Origin of the sequence: Veillonella agrestimuris, from assembly GCF_943193065.1 — a bacterium.
GTDB classification, from domain to species: Bacteria; Bacillota; Negativicutes; order Veillonellales; family Veillonellaceae; genus Veillonella; species Veillonella agrestimuris.
Map to the genome: position 1 here is coordinate 18,807 of NZ_CALPCS010000001.1, position 24,847 is coordinate 43,653.

The window sequence follows — 24,847 nt, forward strand, 5'->3', positions numbered from 1 at the left end:
TTCAACCTCGCAGATAATCCTCTCTAATAATTCTAAAAGCCAGTTCTATTTACTTTTATTGTACTACAAAATTTTATTTTTCCTTGTTTTCTTCTGTATTTCGCATATAATTTATATAGAACTTACCTATTAGTAAATGTTCATCAGTAAATGAAAGGAGTAATAGCGTATGACACTTACTATATGTATCCTTGTTATTATTTTAATCGGTGTATATCTAAATCTTTATATAACTTGGAGAAATAATTATCAATCAAATAAAATAAAGACTCAATCCCCTCATAATCAAGTATTATATAATACTAGTGATAATACTAGTGATAGTTTAGCTAAATGCGAGATATCCTCAAAAACTGAAAACACTAACAAATCTAAAAAAAGGATTGCAAAAGAAAAAGAGAACCATTCCCCATATAAACCTATTGCTGAATATGCTGAATATTATGAACCTTGGTATATTCAAACACTCAGCGAAAAAAATGTATTCAACAGGCTCATCCGCATTCTTTCTCCTTATAATGTATATATATTTCCACAAGTTTCCTTTTCTTGTATTGTAACCGGAGAGGGAGAAGGAAAAGAGGCATATACATTTGCTAATTTCAATAGGATTGCAAAAAAAAGAGTCGACTACGCCATAGTTAATCATTATGGAAAAACATTATTTATCATAGAGCTAGATGGTGCAAGCCATAATCCTAATGCTAAAGAATTATATACTGAAGATGGATTTTTACAAGAACTTAAAGATCAAGATCGGGACGAATTTTGGAAAATCTGCAAAATACCGAGTATTAGAATTCCCCTTGCAGAAATTATGGACCTTGAGAAAAGCACCATAAATAAAAAAACAGACCAGTTAAGTCCGTATATAATAGATGAAAAATTATTTAATCAGATTAAACAAAACCATAACATATTTGAATTATTGGAGGAGCACAGAAAATAAAAACTATTTATGCCAATATCTTCCTTCTAATAATTGAATAACACTAATAGAGTCATCACGTCACCAATAATGTCATCTATTCTATATACTTTTATCACCACCAACTTTATACTAATCTTAAGGACTTTAAATGGATCTAGCCTTTGCTAATCACTCGAAGATTGGTGGTGGATCGATATGAGTACATATAAAGTATTAACTTTAATGATCTCCTTCGGGATACTTGTGGCGACTATTATCATAGCTGCAAAGTAATTGACTTCTAGCAGACGTTAGCTTTTAAACCGTGGCATGAAAAAAGGCCCGACGTTGAGAGTCAGACCGTTTCTTCAAATAAACTTTTCGAGAAGCGAGAGCTGGCATTCGACAACCATTTATGCCTCACTTTGATATAAATTATATCATATATAAAGGGAGAAAGAAATTACAGAATTTCTTTCTCCCTTTTTTATGTAAGCTAAATTACTACATTTAAAATAAGCTTTCACTAATCCATAAAGTGCGTATGTTTTGTACGCCAATGTGTCATTTTATTGAACAACCAGAATCCGTAGATACCTAATGTAATGATGGTTAAGATCCACCATTTAATATAGCTGCCAAATAATTGTGTGCCTGTACCATCAAAGTACAAACGGCGGCCGTCAATGATTGTATTACGGCAAATCCATTTTTGCATCATTACTTCAGCCCATGGATAGGCAATGCCTAATGAAAACGTCACGATAATGGCCGCAATAATGCTATAGCCAATAAATTCAATGACAGTACCTTCAAATTTTGATTCTTTCCCCATGTAATTCATTCCCCTTTTCTGTTAACTGAAAGAATACAACATATATGTATTATACAATATATTATCATTCCATTCATCTCATAGCTACTAACAATTAATTTACATGACCCCTGTCGTTCCTGCTAATTGTGCTTTCCGTACTTCAATCGTAACTATTCGATTACCAGCGTCTACCGTAACATCGTTGAGGAATTCTTCAAAAATCTTGGCAGGTACATAGGTGACACCATTTATTAATACCGGTGCATCGTCCATAGGGTAATCCATGTCTAAATTAATAATTTGCAACTTCCCTTTTCGGTAATACGTCGATTGCCCTACTGGAAATTCCATACTAGCAATACTCATCTCTAAATGTGCAGCTTTTCGATCTGGTTGCCACGTAATATCATAGTTCAAAGCTTCCCCTACGGCACGAAGAGGGATAAGTACGTCACTTTTACCTCGTAATGCTGGAACAACTCCCTTCGGTAATGCCACTGTTTTGCCTTCTACTACGATCTGATACTCCAATGGAGCTATTTGTTCTAACCCGCTGTGCATTGCTATAGGCGTTTCAATATTGGTTGGTTTAATAGACTCTGCTGCAACTATAGAACCGAGTAATATAGTTAATGTAATAGCTGTACATAATAATCGTTTTAATTTCATTTCTTGTTATATTCCTTCAAAATATCTAAAGCGATATACATATCTTGTATATCGCTTTATTATCTCTTTTAGTAACCATTCTAAACATATTTATGTGTTAACGAAAAATGCCTAACGTTTAAAGCGTATGCTTTCACGTTAGGCATCATCTTTTCAACTCTTTTTAGATGAGCCTAACGCTACCACACGTTAATGACTCTTCTTTATATTCAGTATACCATAGTTTCAGAAAATACAAAACCCTCTTTCACATAATTGGAAAGAGGGTTATATTGCGATTAAGCGTTTTTAGCTACTTCTACTAATTTAGTGAAAGCTGCTGCGTCGTTAACTGCGATGTCAGCCAACATTTTGCGGTTTACTTCAACGCCTGCTTTAGTTAAGCCAGCAATGAAACGGCTGTAAGTCATGCCGTTGATGCGAGCTGCCGCGTTGATACGAGCAATCCATAATTTACGGAATTCGCGTTTTTTCGCACGACGGTCACGACGAGCGTAGTACAACGCTTTCATTACGGATTCGTTAGCTTTTTTGAATAAACGAGAACGAGTACCACGGTAACCTTTAGCTAATTTTAAAATCTTTTTATGACGTGCATGAGCTGTAACGCCCTTTTTCACTCTTGCCATTGTAAATTCCTCCTAAAAATCTATAGTAATGCGATTAATTCGTAACGATTACGCGTATGGTAAGCATTTAAGTACGCGTTTGTAATCGGATTTGCTAACCAATGTAGCTTTACGTAAATTACGTTTACGAGCTGGAGATTTTTTCTCAAGAATGTGGCTTTTGAAAGCTTTTGCACGCTTGAATTCACCAGTACCAGTTACTCTGAAACGTTTAGCCGCTGCGCGACGTGTTTTAATTTTTGGCATAATTCGAATCCTCCAAAATTACTTACTCACTAAAATCATGGTCATATTGCGACCTTCTAATTTAGCTGCTTTTTCAACAGCAGCACTTTCTTTTAACTCTTCTGCAAAACGAGTCAATACTGCCATACCAAGTTCCGGATGGGATAATTCACGACCGCGGAACATGATAGTTACTTTTACCTTATTACCTTCTGCTAAAAATTTAGCAGCATTTTTCATTTTAACGTAAAAGTCATGGTCTTCGATATGTGGACGTAGTTTTACTTCTTTCAAAGTTACTACTTTTTGTTTTTTCTTAGCTTCTTTGTCACGTTTTTGTTGTTCGTAACGATATTTACCATAGTTCATGATACGAGCTACTGGTGGTTTTGCATTCGGTGCAATTTCCACAAGATCAAGATTTTGTTCTTCCGCTAACGCTAATGCTTCACGGCTAGACATAATACCGATTTGCTCGTTTTCAGGGCCCACAACGCGAAGTTCACGGGCACGAATCTCTTCGTTAATACGTGGTGTATCCTTGCTGATAGCATTCACCTCCAAGAGAATAAAAAAGACGGATGGCATACGCCATCCGTAATACGTTCATCAAGTATATAACCTACTGCTTCTTGGCATTAGGTGAGTGGCGGATGGCCTCTGCTTCATAAGTACTTAGTTATAATAACAAATATTGCCGTTATATGTCAAGAACAAAGAATATAAAAAATACAAAATTTGTATTATAAACACCCAAATATAAGGGTTAAGTACAAAAGATACTCAGCTTTTTGTTATAACAAGACAATCTCTACTAGCTCCCCTATTTGCAATGGTCCCGTTCCTGGTGGCACATCAATCAGTGCATTACAATTAATGGCCGATAGCAAACTAGATGGAGAGTTCTGTTCAGGCACAGTTACACATTGACCATCGTAATAAGCCCTAATAAACCTGCGACCTTTACTAAGTTTTGTAAATTCATTAGCCATTGTAGCTGATGTACGTTTATACATCACAGTCATATTACGACTAGCATGGGCTAATATAGGTCGTACTAATAATTCAAAGGTTGCCAATGCAGCAAATGGATTGCCTGACAAAGCAATACCTAATGCATGAGGACACCGATATCCTAACACAGGAGATCCCGGTTTCAATTGTAAGCGCCAAAATAGTTTTTCTCCTACAAGAGGCACTACATCGTGCATAATGTCTTTTTTCCCAACAGACACCGCACCAGTAGTAATGACAACATCATAGTCACCCTCGATACTTCGCAATGCATTGGCTACATAGTCTACATCATCTGACAAAATACCAATGGACGTTACATGACAGCCCAATTCTTGTAATCGCCCCTGCAACATATACATATTGCTATTGTATACCTTCCCCGCTTCCAGTGGAGCTCCCATAGGCAACAACTCTTCGCCAATACTCGCTAACGCTACTTTCAAACGTCGATAAACAGGTACTGTCATATGCCCCAATGTAGCTAATACACCAATATGAGCTACTGTGAGGGTCTCTCCTTGACGAATCACAATAGTCCCACGCTTGATATCTTCACCAGCAATACAGTAGTTTTCATAGGCTTTCAAAGGTTTACATAGTGTAATGGTATTCCCTTCTAGCTCTACTAATTCTTGTGGCACTACCGCATCACATCCATTTGGTATAGGCGCACCAGTCATAATACGAATAGCTTCGCCGTTATGTACAGGATGTTCAAATACGGCACCTGCACAGATTTCGCCAACTACGGTGAGCAAAACTGGACTTTCATCACCAGCGCTGATTGTATCTACAGAGCGAAGTGCATATCCGTCTACAGGGGAGCGATGAAAAGGCGGATTATCTATATGAGCCGTAATATCTTCCCCTGCGACGCGATGCAACGCGTCGCTCAGTGCTACATGCTCTATCTCAGTTATAGGAGAAATCGCCTCTTGTAAAATGCGAATCCCTACTTCTAAAGAAACTGCTACGTCACTTGTATAAACAGTCATCTTAGTCAATCCAATGAACACGACTCATATCTACATCGTTCATCGTTTTCGGTTTCATTGCGAAAGCATTATAACCTACACCAAGAACACCAACAATACGCTGTTCACTAGATACACCTAGCATACGTCGCACATTATCTTCTGCATCAACGCCATTAGCGTCGCTACGCAAATGCATTTGCACCCAGCAGCTCCCTAATCCTAGTGACTCAGCTTGAAGCATAATAAACGACATAGCAATGGACACATCTTCTACCCATACATCACTAACAGTCTCATCTCCTGTTACGACGATGGCCGCAGGCGCTTCCGCTAAGAAGGTTGCACCGGACGCTTTCGCTTGTGATAATTGGACTAAGGCATCGCGGTTTTGTACCACATGAAATTGCCAAGGGCGTCTATTTTTGCTAGTCGGAGCCAATAAGCCAGCTGCTACCACTTGTTCTAATATCTCTTTCGTTACTTCTTTATCGCTATATTTACGCACACTGCGACGTTGTAATAACAAAGACATAATGTCCATATGTTCCCTCCTATGTACAAAGAGGCTATGTAGAAATAACCTACCATAGCCTCTTCATGATTGATCAAGTAATGTATAATTCTTATTATCTCATATTATAAGTTGTTTCTACGCTCTTTAATCTCTGCTTTAATATCACTTACAAATTGATCAAATGCCATAGTATTAGATTCATCAGAACCGTAGCGGCGTACTGCTACTTCACCATTTTCCATTTCTTTGTCGCCTACAACGAGCATGTATGGTGTTTTGGACATTTGGGCTTGGCGGATTTTGTAACCCATTTTTTCGTTACGATCATCTACTTCTACGCGGATATAGTCGCCATGCATTTGTTTTGCTAGTTGTTTAGCATATTCTACGTGTTTTTCGCTAATTGGCAATACTTTCACTTGTACTGGTGCCATCCAAGTTGGGAAAGCCCCTGCATAGTGTTCAGTTAGGATACCGATAAAGCGTTCCATAGAGCCGAAGCAAGCGCGGTGAATCATGATTGGACGATGTTTTTGACCATCTTCACCAGTGTATTCGATTTGGAATCGTTCTGGTAAATTCATATCCAATTGGATAGTACCGCATTGCCATGTACGGCCAAGGGAATCTTCAATGTGGTAGTCCAATTTAGGACCATAGAAAGCGCCATCACCAGGGTTGATAATATATGGAATCCCTTTTGCTTCGATAGCATTGCGAAGAGCTTCTGTAGCCATTTCCCAAATGGCATCGTCACCCATAGCATTATCTGGTTTTGTAGACAATTCTACATGGTATTTCAAACCAAATTTGCTGTAAATGCGATCGAACAATTCGATGACTTTCATCAATTCTTCTTGCATTTGAGATGGCAACATATATACGTGCGCATCATCTTGTGTAAAGCTACGTACGCGGAATAAGCCATGTAAAGCGCCGCTCAATTCGTGGCGGTGTACGAGACCCAATTCAGCATAACGCAATGGTAAATCGCGGTAAGAATGCGGCTCGTTTTGGTACACCAAGATACTACCTGGGCAGTTCATTGGCTTAATAGCATATTCTTCTTCGTCAATGATTGTAGTGTACATATTTTCACGGTAATGGAACCAGTGACCAGAAGTTTCCCACAATTGTTTGTTCAAAATGATTGGTGTACGAATTTCATCGTATTCAAAATCATGGTGAACTTCGCGCCAGAAATCTTCTAACGCATTGCGAAGAGCCATCCCTTTTGGCAAGAAGAATGGGAAGCCAGGACCTTCTTCTTTAATCACGAAGAGCCCTAATTCTTTACCTAATTTGCGGTGATCTCGTTTCGCCGCTTCTTCTAATAAGTGAAGGTATGCATCGAGGTCTTCTTTTTTCTCGAACGCAGTACCGTACACGCGTTGTAACATTTTATTGTTTTCGTCACCACGCCAGTAAGCGCCCGCAATGCTTTGCAATTTGAAAGCTTTCACTTTGCCAGTAGATGCTACATGAGGACCTGCGCAAAGGTCTGTAAATTCACCTTGACTATAGCTAGAAATGATAGCATCTTCAGGAAGTTCTTGAATCAATTCTACTTTGTAATCTTCTTTTTTATCTTGGAAGAATTTGATTGCTTCTTCGCGGGACATCACTTGTTTTACAATAGGCAAATTTTCTTTGACGATGCGACTCATTTCTTTTTCGATATTTGGTAAATCTTCAGGAACGAGTACGTGTTCCATATCGATATCATAGTAGAAGCCTTTGTCGATAGCTGGACCGATAGCGAGTTTTGCATCTGGCCATAAGCGTTTGATAGCTTGTGCCATTACATGAGATGCAGTGTGGCGCAACGCGTGTTTACCACCTTCGTCATCAAATGTTAAGAATGCTACTTCACTGCCATCTACTAATTCTTCGCGAAGATCAGTTAATTCACCATTTACATTAGCGGCCAATACTTTTTTCGCTAAGCTGTTAGATAATTGTTTCACTGCTTCCCCTAAAGTAGTGCCTGCTGCATATTCTTTTGCACTACCATCAGGAAGAATGATTTTTACATTTGCCATACTAATAACCTCCAAATTTGAACTTTCACATCATAGATAATACTGGGGATGGTTTCCATTGACTAAGGCTAGAACTAAACAGTACAGATTGTTTACAGATTCTAGAGACAATAAAAAAGACCTTCTATCCCCTACAACAAGGGACGAAGATCATTCGCGGTTCCACCCTAGTTAATTATCTATACCTCTATATAGTATAGTTAATTCACTTCATTAAGCCGATAACGGGGCATACCGTATTCACCTACTATAAGTTCGGCGAATCAGTTTGAAGGGGGTAACTCTAATATATGTGTAAGGTGTTTCCAGCATCCACCTCTCTCTGGTACACAGGGATATGAGAATCATGTCCTTCGCATCACTTTTACTCGTTTATCTTATCATAGGATTTTCTAAAATGCAATACATCGAAAAAAACTGTTACAACTAATAAAAGCTGTAACAGTTTTTCTAAGTATACATTATTTTGTTTACATCTGTTTGTCTACGTTGACTTATATGTAATTACGATTCCACGGTGCTTTTATTTACGTTCAAAATGAGCAGACAACATAGATCCAATTACTTTTTCAATCGTAGAATTAGTAATGTCCGGGCCTTTGAAAAGAACGAGCATGACATCATCAGAACTATCTTGTTTAGATACCATCAACACACCGCTACCACGAGCACCGTTATCGTCATAATCTTTTGCAACGATAATCATATTGAGGTAATGGTCTTTCATATATGTATAGACTTTACTTTGTTTAGCTGAGTTACCAATGCTACTAGCCATCCCCATAGCACGGTTAAATACAATAGCGTTAGCATTATTTGGATTGTCTGCTAATTGTTGTTTTTCTTCATCATTCAATGGCAATAAGTTGACCATCAAAGATTGTCCCATTTTGCCACGGAACATAGCAGGCATCGTTTCTCGAGCCTCGTCCGGAATATCTGTACGAGCTTCCAATTTCAATGCTTTAGGTACGGTCATGTAAAGTGTACCTTTGCTATTCGTACCTTGCGGTGTCACACTATTATCGATAGCGCCACTCATGAACGTATCTTTAATAATTTCTACTTGCACGCCTAATGGTTTTTCAGGAATACCACGGGTAGCTAATTGGATAGGTTGGCCTTTTACATTGCGGATTGTTTCTACTGTCCATTGCTCACCTGGTTTGCCAGCATCGCTCTCTTTTGTTAAAGCTGCAGGCACTTCTTTAGGACCTACGAATACGTAGGATTCAGCAGGAATCACTGTATCAGGTGCGCCAGCGCGATTGAACGCAGCCCCATATAGCACATTAGGTACTACTTCATTGCCAATGCGCAAATTATTATCTGTTTGGTTTTCAATATCGAAATTAATATTGCCCAAAAATGTTACGTCTGGATTGTGATTGATCACAACTACTGTGCCAGGTTGTGGAATCACAACTGGTCCATTAGGTGCTGCCAATGCAGTCACTGCCATAGTAGCACCTACTACAGCCATCGTCAAAGCTCGTTTCAACACATTATGTTTCATAGAATTCCCCTTACTCTTCTAATGTAACCATCGGTAAACTAGATAGTATTTCTATTGCTAGTGGTTTAGTATCTTCTGTGCTACGCACCATACATCGTCCGGTACTATCTACGGTAGTCATAACACCTACATATTCATAGCCTTCTAAAACACGATTCACATAGTTCGTGTATTTCGGTTCAATGTGAAAGTACACATAACTTTCTTCGCCACTACGTTCTATGCTATCACTATCATAAGCTTGTATATCTGCCTTTTGTATCGTAGTCATAACATTAAGCCTCTTTTGATTTTGCCTCGCGGCGCATCATAGAATATGGTTCTAACTTATTAGACGTGTAGATGCGTACTTTCATTTGTGCATGTGGGGCTACATCGATAGCATTGCCCTCTTCATCAGTCATTTTCTCAATCACCATTTCTACTAAATCGCCCGTTGGTTGGCAAAACTCGACTTTGTCACCTACTTTAAAATTATTGCGTTGTTCTAAGTCGATATATTGTTCTTCGTCGTTATAGTCTAATACTAAACCGATAAAATCATGCGTTTGCGTATTCGTCGATTTGCCATAATTTTGCGCACTTTCATCAGGGCGACCTTCCGCAAAGCCGTCTGTGTATGGACGGTGCGAGATTTTTTCAAGCTCTGCAATCCATTCAGGACGAACGTACCAGTCTTTGCCTTCTTTTAAGTACGCATCAATAGCTGTACGATACACTTTCGCTACAGTAGCAGCGTAGTGTACAGATTTCATGCGCCCTTCGATTTTAAGGCTATCTACGCCAGCTTCGTATAAATCTGGAATGCGATGAATGAGGCATAGATCTTTAGAGTTAAAAATATAAGTGCCATGTTCATCTTCTTCGATAGGATAATATTCGCCAGGTCGATTCGATTCTACTAGGCTATATTTCCAGCGACACGCTTGAGAACATTGACCGCGGTTTGCATCGCGCGTGCCTGTCATATAGTTAGACAACAAGCAACGACCAGAGTAAGAAATACACATAGAGCCGTGAACGAAAGATTCAATTTCAATATCTACATTGTCTTTCATTTCTTTTAAATCTGCTAGCGACACTTCTCGCGCTGCTACGACGCGCGTCGCCCCTAATTCTTTCCACATTTGCACGGTGTGCCAGTTTGTCGTGGACGCCTGTGTACTTACGTGAAGCTCAAGACCTGGGGCCACTCGTTTAGCTAGGCTAAAAATTCCCATATCAGCTACGATGATAGCATCGACGCCAATGCTTTCGAGGAATTTTAAATAGTCCTCAAGGCCTTCAAAGTCTTCATTATGAGGAATGATATTACATGTAACATGGATTTTTTTACCATGGGCATGTACAAATTCTACTGCTTCTTTCAATTCTTCGTCAGAGAAATTAGAATTCCCTGCCCGTAAGCCAAATCGCTTGCCTGCACAATATACAGCGTCAGCACCGTAGCGAATGGCCATTTTCAATTTATCCATATTCCCTGCAGGACATAGGAGTTCCATAAAATGTTCTGCCATTATTCTTTATTGCGTCCTTTCCACACGCTTACACTCATGCCATCCCCCATTGGGTAAATGGTAGTGTTAAATAATTCTTTATTTTCTACATACTGTAAATATTCTTCTAATCGTTTCACAATGGTTTTGAACCGGCGTGGCGCTTCTTTTTTACCCCGCACATAGCCTCTAAAGAGGACATTGTCCGCTAAAATGACGCCCCCTTCTTTAACATGAGGCAAAATGAGTTCTAGTTGGTTTAAATATTGGCCTTTAGGCCCATCTAAAAAAACTAAATCATATTCTCCAGTAATCGTTTCTAATACATCTTTTGCATCACCATTGAGCAATGTGATTTTATCAGAATAGTCCGATTGATTGATGTAATATTTAGCCATTTCATGACGCACTGGATCCAGTTCAATAGACGTAATATGTCCCTCCTCTTTATCTACAAGAGGTGCCATTAGCAATGTAGAGTAACCAATGGCGGTGCCCACCTCTAAGACTGAGGTGGGCCGGTATAATCCTATTAATTCTTCAAATAAATGTACTTCTGATTCTCTCAAAATCGGTACATCATGTATCATCGCATAAATACGCTGTTCATTTAAAATATCATTAAGTTCCATCTGTAATAGTAGACGTCCTATGAAAGTAAAATAACATTAATTACTACCTGTAGTACCATCTGTAGATGCCCCTGCAGGAGTTGGAATCGGTATGTAAATCGGCTGTGTTGCAGTCGGTACCTCTGTCTCTATAGGCTGCGCCGGTGCTGGTGTTGGTTCAGCCACCTCTGGTGCAGCTTGTGTAATAGGAATCGATACAGATTCCGACACTCTAGCAGGAGCTGTAGGTGCTGCACTTGATGTATAGTTTGGCGCGTAACTATACGACGGTTCTACTTCAACATATTGAGAATCTGCTTCTATCGCTTCTTGCGAACTATAGTTATAATTTGGTTCACTTGTTGCCGCTACATCATAGTTAGGACCGGCTTGGGCCGTCACTTGCGAAGACGCATCTGGCGTAGTACCTTGGCTTTCACCATAAATGCGCTCTACTGCGGCCAAATGTTCCGCATACGTTTTGGAGAAGTGATTGTGCCCTTCTTTGTCGGCTACGAAATATAAATACTCTGTATTTTCCGAATATAATACAGCATCTAAAGCCTTTTTACCAGGGTTGGAAATCGGTCCTGGTGGCAATCCTTTCACCACATATGTATTATAAGGACTCTGTAATTGTGTATCGCTGATTGTTACGTTTTCCTTGGCATACCCTAACACATAGGAAATCGTCGCATCAGACTGCAATGGAATACCGTGAGCTAAGCGTCGTTTCAATACGCCAGCAATAATAGGCCGATCCGCATCAAACAAGGCTTCTCGTTCCACTAGAGAAGCGAGCGTCACAAAGTCATGAATACTCATATGTTGCGCCTGAATCTGTTTTTTCACAGCTGGCGTCAAATAGCGATTCATTTCTTCGCTCATCATGATAATTACATCTTGTGCTGTAGCATTTACAGGCACTTCATAAGTGCTTGGGAATAAGAATCCTTCCACAGGATATGTAGTAGGACGAGTTCCTTTCATATATGGGTATGGCGTAAAGCGTTTCGCTTCCGCTAAAAACTCTGCAGCAGGCATAATTTTAGCCCGTTCTAACGCAATGGCAATATCCCCTACCGTATAGCCTTCAGGTATGGTTAATCGAATGGATTCTACATGACCTTCTTGCAACAAATCAATGAGTTCACGAACCGTCACTTTACTAGGAATTTGATAATGACCAGATTGCAATTTATCACTTGTCCCGCTAAGAGCTAACCACATTCTAAATCCCAATGGCGAACGAATCAAGCCTTGTTCAAACAACATATCTGCAATTTCAGCACCTGTCGCATTTTGATCGATAACGAGGACTTTTGAGGTACCATCATCTTCAAAGGTATTAGGTACCATGTAGAGGGCTCCTAATGCACCTACAACTAAAACAGCAAGAATCATAAATATAGCCAATATATATGGGAAGGATTTTCTCATAAATTATCCTTTCTAATAGAAACAATTGTACACCTTATTATAGCACATTTAAGGCTTTCAATGTAAAAAACTCCTTTGCAGTCTCTGCAAAGGAGTTCTCATACTAGGAATTATTATTCTTCTTCACCCATAGTTTCATATAAGTGTACAAGTGTTTCGAAATGTTCATCTTCTTCATCAAGAGGAACGTATTCTTCTTCGCCGGCTTCATTTGTTTCAATACGAGCTAGAATCATGTACGTATCTTCTTGTACTTGATGTTCTTCGTCTTGCACATGAACAAGTACAGCGTATTCTTCACCTTCATGTTGTAATACTACATCTTCAGTAAAGTATTGTTTGTTGCCATCTTCGTCTTCGAATTCTAAGTAAAATACTTCGCCTTCGTAATTTTGGTCCACCATTGGAAACCCTCCTCTACTTAAACTGTAATCTATCTAAATAGCCTTGCAAAATAACAACCGCTGCCATCTTGTCGATTACCTCTTTCCGCTTTTTACGGCTCACATCGGCAGCAATAAGCTGCTTCTCAGCCATAACGGTAGATAATCGCTCGTCCCAAAACGAAACAGGTAGATGGATGACTTCTTTCATTTGTGCTACAAATTCTTCCGTCTTTTCTGCCCGTTCCCCTTTAGTACCATTCATATGTTTCGGCATCCCTACAACGATTTCATGCACTTCGTATTGGTCAATCAATTCTTGTAACCGCTGAAAGTCTTTTTCTAAAGAGGTTCGGCGAATCGTTTCAATACCTTGAGCAGTCATCAACAATGCATCGCTACAAGCAATGCCGATAGTACGACTCCCCACATCTAATGCCATGATTCTCATTATAGTTGTTTAGCCTTCGCGTATTCTTTTAATAATTCTTCAATCAATACATCTCGTTCAAGGCGGCGCACATCATTACGAGCATTATTATAACTAGTAATATACGCAGGGTCGCCAGATGTTAAATAACCGAGAATTTGATTAACTGGATTATATCCTTTTTCTTGGATTGATTTATATACCCGAGTGAGAACCTCTTCAGCAGTCATCGGTTTATCTTCCACTTTAGGGAATAACATAGTTTCATCAGAAACACTCATGGATATACCTCCTTTTTATGAAAGGACCACCGCAGTGGTCCTCCATGATATCTTGCATATCTATTATATCATATTGTATGAAAATCAATTATGCATATTAGTTCTTATTCAGCTTCTGCGCCAATCATTTCACGGAATGCGGCAGCACCAGCTTTTAATGCAGGCAATAATTGTTCTGGATTTTTACCACCCGCTTGTGCCATATCTGGACGGCCACCGCCATTACCACCGGCCACTTGCGCTGCGGCTTTGACAATATTACCAGCGTGAACACCTTGTGCCACTACATCTTTAGAGGCTTTGCAGACGAAGCTTACTTTATCTTCACCTGTAACTGAACCAACTAATACAACGCCAGAACCGTTGAGCATATCGATAATTTTATCTGCAAAAGAACGCAATTCATCAATGGATGTTGCTTTTACAGTAGACATAACAGCATCAATGCCTTTTACTGTTACTTTTGCAGATACTGCATCAGCTGCGCCAGAACCAGCTAATTCTTCTTGTAATTGACCTAATTGTTGTTCCACTGCTTTAGCTTCGACTAATACTTGTGCCAAGCGCTCTTCAATTTGTGCTGGTTTTGTTTTTAATTCGCCAGACAAACGAATTAACGTATCTCTATCTGCTTTCGATGCATTCATAGCAGCGCGGCCAGTAATCGCTTCAATACGACGTACACCAGATCCGATACCAGATTCGCTAGTAATACGGAAAGAACTAATAAAAGCCGTATTGCCTACGTGAGAACCACCACACAACTCCACAGAAAAGCCTGGTACTTCTACAACGCGTACAGTATCGCCATATTTATCGCCAAATAAAGCTACTGCTCCTTTGGCTTTTGCTTCATCCATAGACATTTCAGCAACAGCTAAATCGGAAGCTTTCAAAATCTCTTCGTTCACAAGATCTTCCAAAGTTTGTAACTCTTCTTGTGTTACAGGAGAGAAGTGAGTGAAGTCAAAGCGCAAGTAATCTGGTGTTACTAAGGAACCAGCTTGGTTAACGTGATCACCTAATACTTGTTTCAACGCGGCATGTAACAAATGCGTCGCCGTATGGTTACGAGCCATAGAGCTGCGACGGTTTACATCTACGTCAAATGTTACATCATCGCCATCGGAGATAGAACCTTCTACAACAGTCCCGATATGGTATACAGTACCTTCTGGTAAGCGTTTTGTATTGTGAATTTCTACTTTCCCCATTGGACCAACGATGAAGCCTGTATCGCCTAATTGGCCGCCCCCTTCTGCATGGAATGGCGTATGGCGAACAATAATCGTCACTTCGTCACCGTCAGTAGCTTCTGTAACGCGATCCGCCCCTTTTCCAATAACAAGGATGGTAGATGCTGTAACGGATTCGTTTTCTTCTAATACTTCGTCTTTTAAGAATGTAATATCTGGTGTAGCTACTTTTGCATCTTCTTTAACGCGCGCTTCACGAGCACGTTCACGTTGCTCTTGCATAGCCGCTTCAAAGCCTTCATGGTCGATAGTAAAGCCTCGTTCATGAGCGATTTCTTCTGTCAACTCCCATGGGAATCCATAAGTATCATATAATTTAAATACTTCTGTACCAGGTACAATAGTCACTTTCTTTGTTTCTAAATCGTCAATTAAGGAGTTAAGCAAATCAAGACCTTGTTCCAAGGTTTGATTGAAGCGCTCTTCTTCATTTAATACGACACGTTTAACGAATTCTTTATTATCTGCAATAGATTGAATGCCAGGGCCAAGGATATCTACCACAACATCTACAAGAGGTGTTAAGAAAATACCTTCAATACCCAGCAAACGACCGTGACGAACAGCGCGACGTAAAATACGACGCAATACGTAACCGCGGCCTTCATTAGATGGCAATACGCCATCAGAGATTAATGCAGTGACAGCACGAGCGTGGTCAGCAATAACTTTCAAAGATACATCCGTGCTTTCATTCTCGTTATATGTGACATCAGCTTTTGCTGCTGTCGCTTCAATGATAGGGAAAATCAAATCTGTTTCAAAGTTTGTTTTGCAGCCTTGCAACACGGAAGCCAAGCGCTCAAGACCAGCACCAGTATCGATGTTTTTATGTTGCAATGGCTCATAGGTGCCATCTGGCATTTTATTAAATTGTGTGAACACGAGGTTCCAAATTTCAAGATACCGATCGCAATCGCAACCAGGTGCACAGTTAGGATCATCACAACCGTGCTCTGGACCTTGGTCGTAGAAAATTTCACTATCTGGACCGCATGGACCTTCCCCAATTTCCCAGAAGTTATCTTCTAAACGAGAAATATGAGATTCTGGAACACCACAATCTTTATACCATGTATCATATGCTTCTTGGTCATCTGGATATACTGTTACATATAAACGGTCTTTATCGAGTCTAATAACTTCTGTTAAAAACTCCCATGCCCAATGAATAGCTTCTTTTTTAAAGTAATCGCCAAAAGAGAAATTACCTAACATTTCAAAGAATGTATGGTGACGTGCTGTGCGACCTACATTTTCAAGGTCACCTGTACGCATGCATTTTTGAGCAGTTGTAATACGGCGGCGAGGAGGTACCAATTTACCTGTAAAGAAAGGCTTCAATGGCGCCATGCCGGCCCCGATTAATAACAGGGATGGATCGTTTTCTGGAATGAGAGAAAAACTATCTAATTTTAAATGCTCTTTACTTTCAAAAAACTGCAAGTACGCTTGACGCAGTTCATTACCTTTCATATCTATATTCCTCCTAAAATTATTTACTCTTAATTATACCTTATAACCAGTAGAAAAGCTAATAACTATATAAAAAGTAGGCCTATGTAAACTCCACTATTGTACAAGAAAAAGAGGTTATACAAACCAATGAAATTCAATTGATTCGTATAGCCTCTTTTTCTAATGCTATGACTATTATATCATGACTGTCTATAGTTGTATGATAACCGTCGTATTACATAACGCGTTTAGCGCCTAAGTAACGTTCACCCCAGTAACCCGTATCAAGATCTGCTACGGCTACACCACGGCTAGATGTGGCACTAATAAATTGACCATTGCCAATGTAGATACCAGAATGAGATGGACCTGGTTCATAAGTTTCGAAGAATACTAAATCACCAGCTTTTAAGTTTGCTCGAGATACAGATACGCCTACATTGTATTGCTCATCTGCTAAACGAGGTAAACTGATACCTTGTTTCGCAAATACGTAGCGCACATAACCGGAGCAGTCGAAACCGCTTGGTGTAGTACCACCAAATACGTAAGGAACACCGCGGTATTTATCAGCTTCTGCTAATACACCTGTTACATTTTTAGATGGTTCAGATTTTTTTAAATTATCTAATTTAACAGCTTTACCGTTAATCGTTTGGCCTTCCATGCGAGGTGCTTGGGCTTTCTTTTGTTTTGTGAAAGCAGATTTTGTAGCTACCGCTTTTGTAGCTGCATTTTTCGTCAATGTTGCTTTCGCAGTTTGAGGAGTCCCCATCAACGCTTTATACGTAGCAGGACCTACGATGCCATCAACAGGCAAACCGTTGTCTTGTTGGAACAAGCGCACTGCCCATTTTGTTTCTTTACCGTATACACCGTTTTTATCTTTGGCATTATAGCCATTTTTGATCAATTGTTGTTGTATAGCTGTTACACTTTTACCTTTATCGCCATACTGTAATGTCGTGGCGCCTACCATTGTAGTTGCCATAAATGTAAGCGTGATTGCCGCTAATGTAATCTTACTATATTTTGACTTCATATTCTTCCTCTCTAAAACTTATAAAGTAAGTTTATTTATTCAAAATATACTAACCGTCAGTCTCTATTTGTATTCCAACAAATTACAGCTAGTCTTGCTTGTCAGGGCCAGCTACTTGATGGGCTATAAATATATCAGTTTTTGATGGTTCATGTAAGAACATGTTGTTCTCTTCTCCATCAAAGTTTATAGCAGCTTTCACCCAATACAGTGGTCGTTGTTTCACTTCTTGGAATACGCGTCCTACATATTCGCCGATAATGCCAAGGCCCACTAACTGGATACCTCCGATAAATAATATGGATACCCCTAATGTGGTCCATCCATTTAATGCTTGACCTGTTAAATATACGTAAATGAGGTGAAGGATAATGAGAAAACTCAATCCCCCGCAAAATACGCCTACATAAAGGGCTGCGCGCAAAGGAACGCGTGAAAAGGCCGTTACTCCATCAAGAGCGAAACGAATCATTTTTCGTACACTGAATTTAGAAGCTCCTGCGAAACGAGGTGGTGCCACAAAATGAAGTTCTGCTTGGCGGTATCCAAGAGCACCTACTATGCCGCGCAAAAAGCGGCCATGTTCACGAAACTGTTTCAATGTTTCTAGCGCTTTGCGATTCATTAAACGGAAATCAGATCCTCCTTCTAAAATAGGAACATCTGCCATTTTATTCATCAGTTTATAATAATATTTGGAGGTAAAGGATTTTGCCCAACTGGCATCTTCCGTCGAATCTCTTATGGTTCGCACCACATCATACCCAGACTCCCAAATCTTTACGAGGTCAGGAATCAAAGTCGGCGGATGTTGCATATCGCCGTCCATTGTAATAACTGCATCACCTTTAGCGTAATCAAGCCCGCAAGTCAATGCGAGTTGGTGACCAAAGTTACGAGCTAAGAATATAACCTTTACGTGCTCATCGTCCTTAGCCAATTTGTGTAATATAATTGGCGACAAATCCGATGACCCATCATCAACGTAAATCAATTCATATTCATATGGTAAACCTGTCATAACAGTTGTAACGGCTTGATAAAACGTTTCAATATTTTCTTCTTCGTTATATACAGGCACTACAATAGAAAGCAACATAGATCCTCCAAAGATTTCTTCGTATATTTTATGTAAAATCGTCAATACAAGCAAATTCACAAGGTTAACAATAGGGTAATTTTTTTCTATTAATCCAGTAATGACGGTGCTGTTGAAAATTTCCACACCTTTTTCTAGCCCATTCATTGTATATTAGCTTTGATTATTAGTAAATACACCTTTAATTAATTTTAATGAAATTGTAAGATTTTTCTTCATCTTTGTTATATATTTTATAATCGAAATCAAAAGAAATAGACTATAGTAGCCCCTCTTTTTAGAAGCTACTATAGTCTATGTTACTCTACATTATATAAACCTATTACATATAGGGCTGTTATATATCGATTATATGGATTCATTGTATGTAATCCCATACGCCATGCCATCACTTATAGGCCTGCTGCATCAATCCAGGTACCTAGATCTTCTTCAGCCATGATAATATCTTCGTCAAAAGCTCCCACTACATCAGGATAACGAGCTACTTCCACAGTGTGAAGAATAGAATCATCGCGGCCATTTTTATAAGTGCCAATCCAAATACCAGAAAATTGCGACTCATACCACTCTACTGGTTGATCTGTTTCAGTAAAGTTAATCGTAATGTGTCCTCGCCCCAATGTTTCGAGCACTTCTACTTGTTCTTCGTCAGACAAGCCTGTTTTTTCAATGTAAATGGAATAGGTTTCCCCTGTTTCGCGCAATTGCTTTAACGCTTGCCGCAATTCATTGAGAACAGCTCTCACATTATTATAGTTTTCTAACATTGTTACCTCTTATACATATATAGAAGTATGTATTATCCCCATATCGGGAATCTATTACAAATTAGGCGTACATGTAATACCCCAAGACTCTAAGGTTTTGATAACCCGTGCTTTCACCTCTGGTAACGCCTTTACAACTACTTCGCTAGGTTCAAACCCTACCTTCAAGGATAGAGGTTCAACACCAATTACAACGGCGTCTTCTAGAGGATCTTCTTGAATGGCACGAATGCGCAAAATATCTTGCATTCCCACTTCATGAACAGATATATATTCCGTAAAATATTGTTCCAGTTCTTTATGAGGAAACTCATAAACTGTCCCAGGTTCCTCGCCTCCATTAATAGCATCAATGAGAAGAATTTTCTTCATACCTCGCATGTAAGTTAATAATTCCATTCCCATCGTACCACCGTCTACAAGACTAATCGCAGGTGTGAAAGTATAATCTCGTCTCAAATCATTAATGACATGTACACCGAGCCCCTCATCGGTAAGCAAAATATTACCTACCCCTAAAAGGACTACCGCATTATCAGAATCATCATAAAGGGCATTTAAATCAATACGCGGGCCCTCAGAGCCCGCGTATTCTACCCTACTGAGATTTTCAGTAGATTGATTACTCATCTTGTAATTCCTTTTCTCTTGGATCATTAGGATTGCTTGGCCTATAGTTTGAAGCAGTTGGTACGTCAATACGTTCACCTCGACGGCGTTTACCATTTAAATCTTCAATATCGATAGGGTCATAAGCATAATATTTCATCCCTGAAACCATAGAGGAAACCTCTCCGGATTCCTCCATAACATCTTCCCTAAAGGCCATGTAAACATGGATAATTGTAAAAAATAAGAAACACCATGCAATATAGTGATGAATTACATGTACATTATATTCGCCACCAAGAAGAGTCACAACAGGGGCGAAAATCGTTCCCAATATCCCATTAGGGTCAATCATAGCATACATAGTAAAACCAGTAACGATTTCACAGAAGAATAAAATATAAACCGCTGCATATGCCGTTCTTGCCAGAGAGTTACGCAACCAATGATGTTCATGTTTTTGTGGAATCATGAGGTAATGCAAAGTCGTTTCCCTCAAACCGTACCAATAACGCTTTTGTTTGAAACGAGGCAATAATCTGTCTCCACGATTCCAAATAGCTCCAGCGATACGGAAGATAAAGGAAAATGTTAATATAAACCCAGCATAGAAATGAATGCGGCGCATCATTTCCATAGAGAACCAGCCATCAATAGCAAATGTCGGTTCTACTTTTCCTGTAATAGCGGCAAAACCTGGATCACCAATATATAACCCGGTCCAGAACAATGCAGTTACGCTCAATACCATTGTCCAATGGAATATGCGTAGCCATAAACTAAATACGACGTACGCCTTTTTATCAGTATGTATTAACATAGGCCCCTCCCTTATTTACACAATGCATCGGTATTAATGGAAACGATTTCCTCACCTTTTTTATTGTATAAATGTGTGGCACATGCTAAACATGGGTCAAAGGAGTGAATCACTTTTAAAATCTCCAATGGTTTGTCTGCTATTTTTACATTTGTATCAATCATAGCATCTTCATAAGCACCATGCTCATTAGAGGCTGTTTTTGGACAAGCATTCCAAGTAGATGGAACGATACATTGGTAGTTAGCAGAACGACCGTCTTTGATGTGAATCCAATGGCCTAAACCACCGCGAGGTGCGTCTACAAGTCCTACGCCTTTTGCATCTGGCTCCCATGTATTAGGGTCGAATTTAGTTGTATCTGCTACAGCTGTGTCGCCATTTTTAATATTAGCTACTAATTTATTATAGAAATATTGGCTAATATTCGCTGCTAATTGAGCATCTAAACCACGACATGCAGTACGACCAACCATAGTTGTCATCCATACGTGAGCAGGTACACCTAACACTTGGCTTACTGTATCAATTTGCCGAACAATCATCGATTCTGCCCATGTTGGATCTGCAATGATACCTTGTTTTACTTTAGTATACACAACGATGTATTTTGCCAAAGGACCAACTTCAGCAGTTTTACCTTTAAACGTTGGCGACTTAATCCAAGAATATTTTTTATCTTCGTCAAGGTATTCCCATTTCTCTTTCGTACCTGTTTTAGGCCCTGTGAAATCAGGTTCAGTTATACCATCGATAGGATGCAAAGATTTTTCCCCATTTGGATACGCAAACCAAGAGTGGTCAACTTCTTCACTAAGGTATTGAGGATCCATGAAATCTTTACCTTCCAATGGAATAAAAGTAGCTTGTTCTACACCAAGACCAAAATTCTCTACTACCCCATTAGAGCGAACAATAACTTTTTTGTGGTAATCTCCATCAGAAATACCGCTATATGGCTCATCCGGATAGTCCCCATAGGACATAACACGTTTTTTAGCCAAACCGCCACCGTCAATCATACCGCTATCTACATAGATTTTACCAATTGCTAACAAATCTGGTAAATAGAAATAATTTACCAAATCTTTTGTTAAGGCAATAGATTGTTCTACTGCAGCCAATCGTTGTGTATTAACCGGTGCATTCATATCATCCATGGAGATGGAGCATGGCATCCCGCCAACAATATAATGTGGGTGCGGGTTTTTACCGCCAAAAATAACATGTGGCACTACGATATCGCGTTGGCGATCCAAAATATTTAAGTAATGTGATACAGCCATCAAGTGAACTTCTGGTGGTAACAATTGATAATCTGGATGATCCCACCATTGAGCAGAGAAAATACCTAATTGTCCAGATTCAACGATTTTTCTCACTTTTTGTTGTACTGCTGTATAGTAAGCAGTCGTCGCTTTTGGGAATTCTTTTGGATATGCAGAATCAACAGCTTGTGTTTCTGCTGGCTCCAAACCACCTACATTATAAGCTGCCAATACATCGTTTTGTAATTGCGCCGTTTTTGCAGGGTCTGCATTTAATGCTGCTACTGGACTAACCCAGTCTAAAGCATGTAAATGATAGAAATGCACGATATGGTCATGTACATCAAGAGCACTGTGCATAATATTGCGGATATAGTTGGCGTTTTTAGGGATTTGAATACCCAATGCATCTTCTACAGCGCGCAAAGAAGCTAAGGCGTGTGTCGTTGTACAAACGCCACAAATACGTTGTACGAAAGCCCATAAATCACGAGGGTCTCGATTTTTAGCAACTAATTCAATACCGCGCCATGCCGTACCAGATGATAAAGCATCTTCTACTTTACCACTTGCTTCATCTACTTTTATTTCTACTCGTAAGTGACCTTCTATACGGGACACCGGATCTACTACTACACGTTTCATTAGTGACGTCCTCCATTGTTATGCTTTGTTTCATCCCACAAGCCTTCTTCTCGCAAGCGTTTTTCTTCTTGAATATCAATATATTTATTACGCGCAAGAGTAGCTGCACCATGGGCAATAACTGCACCAGTTGCGGTGAAAGCTGCCACAGTACCTACTGTATCAGCCGTTGTAATGGTGTTAGCTAATGGAATATCTGGTAAGCGTTTATAGAATACATCATTATCCCAAAATCCTTTTTCGGAACAACCAATACAGCCGTGACCAGATTGGATTGGATAGGATAAACCGTTCCACCAACGCAAGTTACCACAAGAGTTATATGTTTCAGGTCCACGGCACCCTACTTTATATAAGCACCAACCTGCTTTCGATGCATCGTCGTCAAATTTTTCAACGAATAAACCGGAATCAAAGAACGCACGACGGTAGCATGTATCGTGAATACGATTACCATAGAATTGCTTAGGACGACCTTGAGAATCCAATGGTGGGATTTGACCGAACAATGCATAGTGCATAACGACACCAGTCATTACTTCAGGAATTGGCGGACAACCTGGTACTTTAATAATTGGTTTACCAGACACTACGCTAGATACAGACACTGTATTTGTAGGATTTGGTTTTGCCGCTTGAATACCGCCCCAAGATGCACAAGAACCGTATTCAATAATAGCTGCTGCACCTTTAGCGCATTCTTTCAACGATTCTTTGAAAGTACGACCACCTACAGTACAGTAAATACCATCATCATCTAATGGCACCCCACCTTCAACAGCCAAAATATATTTGCCTGCTTTTTCAGTAATAATTTTGTGAAGGTGTTCTTCCAATGGTTCCCCTGCAGCAGCTGCCAATGTGTCATCATACTCTAAAGAAATCATGTTCAAAATAACGTCAGATGTGAACGGAGAGGAAGAACGAATAAAAGCTTCACTACAACCCGTACATTCATGTCCATGAAGCCAAATTACAGTAGGTAATTCTGTCGTTTCTGCAGCTTTTACTACAGTATCGAGCATAGTTGGGGGCAATCCTAAGATCGCTGTTAACGCCACGCAAGATTTCATAAACGTACGACGGCTAAGACGTCGCTCTTGGAAAAGCGTCCATAAACTGTTCACACGGTTTTTCACGGAATACAGCCTCCTTACAACAACTTTGAAGTAATATGTATCACTACTTTACTACATGAGAATTTTATTCAAATGAATATATATCATCAATTTATTATATCATTTTATATGATATAAAACTATAAAAAATGCATAATTCCTATATATAATATTTCTATCTATAAAAAGAAATAAAGCTGATAGTTAGTAAATGAAAGTGATTTTCTAAACATTATATTTATAAAAATTTTTGATAACTAATCCATAATGACAAAAAAGACCCCTCACAACTATATCATCCAAAATATATGTTATGAGGGTTCTTTGTGCATTATTATGTCTTACTCTATTATGTGTACATTAGTTATATCCAAATTGATGTTCATATTCGTTGTTTATACAGATGTTATCAATGCATCACTAATAAACTCAATTATTTAATGACTTCTTTAATCAGCGCTTCTAGGACATCAGCTTTTTTATAACCTGCAATTCGGTCAAGCATTTTACCATCTTTAAAGAATACCATAGAAGGAATTCCTTCTACATCTTCTTTCAATAAAATGGGCCGCAATGTTTTGTCTTCCGCATCAACACTGAAGAATTTAACTTTACCTTCCAATTTTTCTGCCACCGCTTCTACTTCTGGACGCATCACAGTGCAAGGTTCGCACCAACCCGCCCAGAAATCAACAATGGCCAAATCGTTAGAACCAAGTACTAATTGATCAAATTCCTCTACGCTTTTAATTGCAGTAATAGCCATGAAGTTCTCCTTTATCTATACCTACTAGGTTTAATTAAC

The 24,847-nt window shown here is 39.4% G+C and carries 27 protein-coding genes and 1 other annotated feature; of the genes, 2 read left to right on the forward strand and 25 right to left on the reverse strand.

Translation table 11 applies throughout. The annotated features are described in order from the left end of the window. Positions 1 to 169 precede the first annotated feature (169 nt). Positions 170 to 949, forward strand: coding sequence for a DUF2726 domain-containing protein (locus tag NFR29_RS00085; RefSeq protein ID WP_251421372.1), 780 nt, complete (start codon positions 170 to 172; stop codon positions 947 to 949). A 177-nt stretch (positions 950 to 1,126) separates the two neighbouring features. Then, positions 1,127 to 1,204, forward strand: coding sequence for a putative holin-like toxin (locus NFR29_RS08315; protein ID WP_420908272.1), 78 nt, complete (start codon positions 1,127 to 1,129; stop codon positions 1,202 to 1,204). A 232-nt stretch (positions 1,205 to 1,436) separates the two neighbouring features. Here NFR29_RS08315 and NFR29_RS00090 read toward each other — a convergent pair whose 3' ends face one another. The 25 genes from NFR29_RS00090 to NFR29_RS00210 form a co-directional block, all read right to left on the reverse strand. Beyond that, a complete protein-coding gene (locus tag NFR29_RS00090) occupies positions 1,437 to 1,745 on the reverse strand; it encodes a YjgN family protein (protein ID WP_251421375.1) in 309 nt (102 codons plus the stop codon). Between the two features lie 99 nt (positions 1,746 to 1,844). After that, positions 1,845 to 2,396: a stalk domain-containing protein gene (locus NFR29_RS00095; protein ID WP_251421377.1), complete on the reverse strand. Its 552-nt coding sequence runs from the start codon at positions 2,394 to 2,396 to the stop codon at positions 1,845 to 1,847. Positions 2,397 to 2,674: 278 nt separating this feature from the next. Then, a complete protein-coding gene (gene rplT, locus NFR29_RS00100; protein ID WP_251421380.1) occupies positions 2,675 to 3,025 on the reverse strand; it encodes a 50S ribosomal protein L20 in 351 nt (116 codons plus the stop codon). A 48-nt stretch (positions 3,026 to 3,073) separates the two neighbouring features. Next, the gene (gene rpmI, locus NFR29_RS00105) at positions 3,074 to 3,271 is read right to left on the reverse strand and encodes a 50S ribosomal protein L35 (RefSeq protein WP_251421383.1); all 198 of its coding nucleotides are present in this window, start codon (positions 3,269 to 3,271) and stop codon (positions 3,074 to 3,076) included. An 18-nt stretch (positions 3,272 to 3,289) separates the two neighbouring features. Then, entirely contained in the window at positions 3,290 to 3,838 is a 549-nt protein-coding gene (infC, locus tag NFR29_RS00110; protein WP_251421386.1) for a translation initiation factor IF-3, read from the reverse strand. 206 nt (positions 3,839 to 4,044) lie between these two features. Continuing rightward, the gene (locus NFR29_RS00115; RefSeq protein ID WP_251421389.1) at positions 4,045 to 5,262 is read right to left on the reverse strand and encodes a molybdopterin molybdotransferase MoeA; all 1,218 of its coding nucleotides are present in this window, start codon (positions 5,260 to 5,262) and stop codon (positions 4,045 to 4,047) included. 1 nt (position 5,263) lies between these two features. Further along, positions 5,264 to 5,785 (reverse strand): nitroreductase family protein, encoded by a 522-nt coding sequence (locus tag NFR29_RS00120; protein WP_251421392.1) that lies wholly within the window; start codon positions 5,783 to 5,785, stop codon positions 5,264 to 5,266. A gap of 95 nt (positions 5,786 to 5,880) precedes the next feature. Continuing rightward, positions 5,881 to 7,800 (reverse strand): threonine--tRNA ligase, encoded by a 1,920-nt coding sequence (gene thrS, locus NFR29_RS00125; protein ID WP_251421395.1) that lies wholly within the window; start codon positions 7,798 to 7,800, stop codon positions 5,881 to 5,883. A 136-nt stretch (positions 7,801 to 7,936) separates the two neighbouring features. Then, positions 7,937 to 8,168: a binding site (T-box leader), on the reverse strand. 155 nt (positions 8,169 to 8,323) lie between these two features. Next, on the reverse strand, positions 8,324 to 9,316 hold the full coding sequence (locus NFR29_RS00130) for a hypothetical protein (protein ID WP_251421398.1): 993 nt from the start codon (positions 9,314 to 9,316) through the stop codon (positions 8,324 to 8,326). Positions 9,317 to 9,326: 10 nt separating this feature from the next. Then, complete coding sequence (locus NFR29_RS00135; RefSeq protein ID WP_251421401.1) at positions 9,327 to 9,587, reverse strand: DUF4911 domain-containing protein; 261 nt, start codon at positions 9,585 to 9,587, stop codon at positions 9,327 to 9,329. A gap of 4 nt (positions 9,588 to 9,591) precedes the next feature. Beyond that, on the reverse strand, positions 9,592 to 10,833 hold the full coding sequence (locus NFR29_RS00140; RefSeq protein WP_251421404.1) for a peptidase U32 family protein: 1,242 nt from the start codon (positions 10,831 to 10,833) through the stop codon (positions 9,592 to 9,594). Further along, positions 10,833 to 11,444: an O-methyltransferase gene (locus tag NFR29_RS00145; RefSeq protein ID WP_251421407.1), complete on the reverse strand. Its 612-nt coding sequence runs from the start codon at positions 11,442 to 11,444 to the stop codon at positions 10,833 to 10,835. Before NFR29_RS00145 ends, NFR29_RS00140 begins: the two co-directional genes overlap by 1 nt. A gap of 36 nt (positions 11,445 to 11,480) precedes the next feature. After that, positions 11,481 to 12,863: an endolytic transglycosylase MltG gene (gene mltG / locus NFR29_RS00150; RefSeq protein WP_251421411.1), complete on the reverse strand. Its 1,383-nt coding sequence runs from the start codon at positions 12,861 to 12,863 to the stop codon at positions 11,481 to 11,483. Between the two features lie 113 nt (positions 12,864 to 12,976). Then, positions 12,977 to 13,267 carry a DUF1292 domain-containing protein gene (locus NFR29_RS00155; protein WP_251421414.1) on the reverse strand — a complete coding sequence of 97 codons (291 nt, stop codon included), beginning with the start codon at positions 13,265 to 13,267 and terminating at the stop codon, positions 12,977 to 12,979. Positions 13,268 to 13,280: 13 nt separating this feature from the next. Continuing rightward, on the reverse strand, positions 13,281 to 13,697 hold the full coding sequence (gene ruvX, locus NFR29_RS00160) for a Holliday junction resolvase RuvX (protein WP_251421417.1): 417 nt from the start codon (positions 13,695 to 13,697) through the stop codon (positions 13,281 to 13,283). Continuing rightward, positions 13,697 to 13,957 carry an IreB family regulatory phosphoprotein gene (locus NFR29_RS00165; RefSeq protein WP_251421421.1) on the reverse strand — a complete coding sequence of 87 codons (261 nt, stop codon included), beginning with the start codon at positions 13,955 to 13,957 and terminating at the stop codon, positions 13,697 to 13,699. The genes ruvX and NFR29_RS00165 overlap by 1 nt, the downstream gene beginning before the upstream one ends. A 104-nt stretch (positions 13,958 to 14,061) precedes the next feature. Further along, complete coding sequence (gene alaS, locus NFR29_RS00170; RefSeq protein WP_251421424.1) at positions 14,062 to 16,689, reverse strand: alanine--tRNA ligase; 2,628 nt, start codon at positions 16,687 to 16,689, stop codon at positions 14,062 to 14,064. A 217-nt stretch (positions 16,690 to 16,906) separates the two neighbouring features. After that, entirely contained in the window at positions 16,907 to 17,713 is an 807-nt protein-coding gene (locus NFR29_RS00175) for a C40 family peptidase (RefSeq protein WP_251421427.1), read from the reverse strand. A gap of 88 nt (positions 17,714 to 17,801) precedes the next feature. Next, on the reverse strand, positions 17,802 to 18,812 hold the full coding sequence (locus tag NFR29_RS00180; protein WP_251421891.1) for a glycosyltransferase family 2 protein: 1,011 nt from the start codon (positions 18,810 to 18,812) through the stop codon (positions 17,802 to 17,804). A gap of 392 nt (positions 18,813 to 19,204) precedes the next feature. Further along, positions 19,205 to 19,582 carry a hydrogenase expression/formation C-terminal domain-containing protein gene (locus NFR29_RS00185; RefSeq protein WP_251421430.1) on the reverse strand — a complete coding sequence of 126 codons (378 nt, stop codon included), beginning with the start codon at positions 19,580 to 19,582 and terminating at the stop codon, positions 19,205 to 19,207. 54 nt (positions 19,583 to 19,636) lie between these two features. Next, on the reverse strand, positions 19,637 to 20,212 hold the full coding sequence (locus NFR29_RS00190) for a HyaD/HybD family hydrogenase maturation endopeptidase (RefSeq protein WP_251421432.1): 576 nt from the start codon (positions 20,210 to 20,212) through the stop codon (positions 19,637 to 19,639). Then, a complete protein-coding gene (gene cybH / locus NFR29_RS00195; RefSeq protein WP_251421435.1) occupies positions 20,205 to 21,011 on the reverse strand; it encodes a Ni/Fe-hydrogenase, b-type cytochrome subunit in 807 nt (268 codons plus the stop codon). The genes NFR29_RS00190 and cybH overlap by 8 nt, the downstream gene beginning before the upstream one ends. An 11-nt stretch (positions 21,012 to 21,022) precedes the next feature. Then, positions 21,023 to 22,924 (reverse strand): nickel-dependent hydrogenase large subunit, encoded by a 1,902-nt coding sequence (locus tag NFR29_RS00200; RefSeq protein ID WP_251421438.1) that lies wholly within the window; start codon positions 22,922 to 22,924, stop codon positions 21,023 to 21,025. Next, on the reverse strand, positions 22,924 to 24,063 hold the full coding sequence (locus NFR29_RS00205) for a hydrogenase small subunit (protein ID WP_251421442.1): 1,140 nt from the start codon (positions 24,061 to 24,063) through the stop codon (positions 22,924 to 22,926). The genes NFR29_RS00200 and NFR29_RS00205 overlap by 1 nt, the downstream gene beginning before the upstream one ends. Positions 24,064 to 24,475: 412 nt before the next feature. Then, positions 24,476 to 24,808: a thioredoxin family protein gene (locus tag NFR29_RS00210; protein WP_251421445.1), complete on the reverse strand. Its 333-nt coding sequence runs from the start codon at positions 24,806 to 24,808 to the stop codon at positions 24,476 to 24,478. Positions 24,809 to 24,847: the final 39 nt, after the last annotated feature.

Bases quoted from the DNA above. Each gene is read 5' to 3' on its own strand.
- NFR29_RS00085 (WP_251421372.1), top strand. From the start codon at position 170: ATGACACTTACTATATGTATCCTTGTTATTATTTTAATCGGTGTATAT.
- NFR29_RS08315 (WP_420908272.1), top strand. From the start codon at position 1,127: ATGAGTACATATAAAGTATTAACTTTAATGATCTCCTTCGGGATACTT.
- NFR29_RS00090 (WP_251421375.1), bottom strand. From the start codon at position 1,745: ATGGGGAAAGAATCAAAATTTGAAGGTACTGTCATTGAATTTATTGGC.
- NFR29_RS00095 (WP_251421377.1), bottom strand. From the start codon at position 2,396: ATGAAATTAAAACGATTATTATGTACAGCTATTACATTAACTATATTA.
- rplT (WP_251421380.1), bottom strand. From the start codon at position 3,025: ATGGCAAGAGTGAAAAAGGGCGTTACAGCTCATGCACGTCATAAAAAG.
- rpmI (WP_251421383.1), bottom strand. From the start codon at position 3,271: ATGCCAAAAATTAAAACACGTCGCGCAGCGGCTAAACGTTTCAGAGTA.
- infC (WP_251421386.1), bottom strand. From the start codon at position 3,838: ATGCCATCCGTCTTTTTTATTCTCTTGGAGGTGAATGCTATCAGCAAG.
- NFR29_RS00115 (WP_251421389.1), bottom strand. From the start codon at position 5,262: ATGACTGTTTATACAAGTGACGTAGCAGTTTCTTTAGAAGTAGGGATT.
- NFR29_RS00120 (WP_251421392.1), bottom strand. From the start codon at position 5,785: ATGGACATTATGTCTTTGTTATTACAACGTCGCAGTGTGCGTAAATAT.
- thrS (WP_251421395.1), bottom strand. From the start codon at position 7,800: ATGGCAAATGTAAAAATCATTCTTCCTGATGGTAGTGCAAAAGAATAT.
- NFR29_RS00130 (WP_251421398.1), bottom strand. From the start codon at position 9,316: ATGAAACATAATGTGTTGAAACGAGCTTTGACGATGGCTGTAGTAGGT.
- NFR29_RS00135 (WP_251421401.1), bottom strand. From the start codon at position 9,587: ATGACTACGATACAAAAGGCAGATATACAAGCTTATGATAGTGATAGC.
- NFR29_RS00140 (WP_251421404.1), bottom strand. From the start codon at position 10,833: ATGGCAGAACATTTTATGGAACTCCTATGTCCTGCAGGGAATATGGAT.
- NFR29_RS00145 (WP_251421407.1), bottom strand. From the start codon at position 11,444: ATGGAACTTAATGATATTTTAAATGAACAGCGTATTTATGCGATGATA.
- mltG (WP_251421411.1), bottom strand. From the start codon at position 12,863: ATGAGAAAATCCTTCCCATATATATTGGCTATATTTATGATTCTTGCT.
- NFR29_RS00155 (WP_251421414.1), bottom strand. From the start codon at position 13,267: ATGGTGGACCAAAATTACGAAGGCGAAGTATTTTACTTAGAATTCGAA.
- ruvX (WP_251421417.1), bottom strand. From the start codon at position 13,697: ATGAGAATCATGGCATTAGATGTGGGGAGTCGTACTATCGGCATTGCT.
- NFR29_RS00165 (WP_251421421.1), bottom strand. From the start codon at position 13,957: ATGAGTGTTTCTGATGAAACTATGTTATTCCCTAAAGTGGAAGATAAA.
- alaS (WP_251421424.1), bottom strand. From the start codon at position 16,689: ATGAAAGGTAATGAACTGCGTCAAGCGTACTTGCAGTTTTTTGAAAGT.
- NFR29_RS00175 (WP_251421427.1), bottom strand. From the start codon at position 17,713: ATGAAGTCAAAATATAGTAAGATTACATTAGCGGCAATCACGCTTACA.
- NFR29_RS00180 (WP_251421891.1), bottom strand. From the start codon at position 18,812: ATGTTGCTTTCTATTGTAGTGCCTGTATATAACGAAGAAGAAAATATT.
- NFR29_RS00185 (WP_251421430.1), bottom strand. From the start codon at position 19,582: ATGTTAGAAAACTATAATAATGTGAGAGCTGTTCTCAATGAATTGCGG.
- NFR29_RS00190 (WP_251421432.1), bottom strand. From the start codon at position 20,212: ATGAGTAATCAATCTACTGAAAATCTCAGTAGGGTAGAATACGCGGGC.
- cybH (WP_251421435.1), bottom strand. From the start codon at position 21,011: ATGTTAATACATACTGATAAAAAGGCGTACGTCGTATTTAGTTTATGG.
- NFR29_RS00200 (WP_251421438.1), bottom strand. From the start codon at position 22,924: ATGAAACGTGTAGTAGTAGATCCGGTGTCCCGTATAGAAGGTCACTTA.
- NFR29_RS00210 (WP_251421445.1), bottom strand. From the start codon at position 24,808: ATGGCTATTACTGCAATTAAAAGCGTAGAGGAATTTGATCAATTAGTA.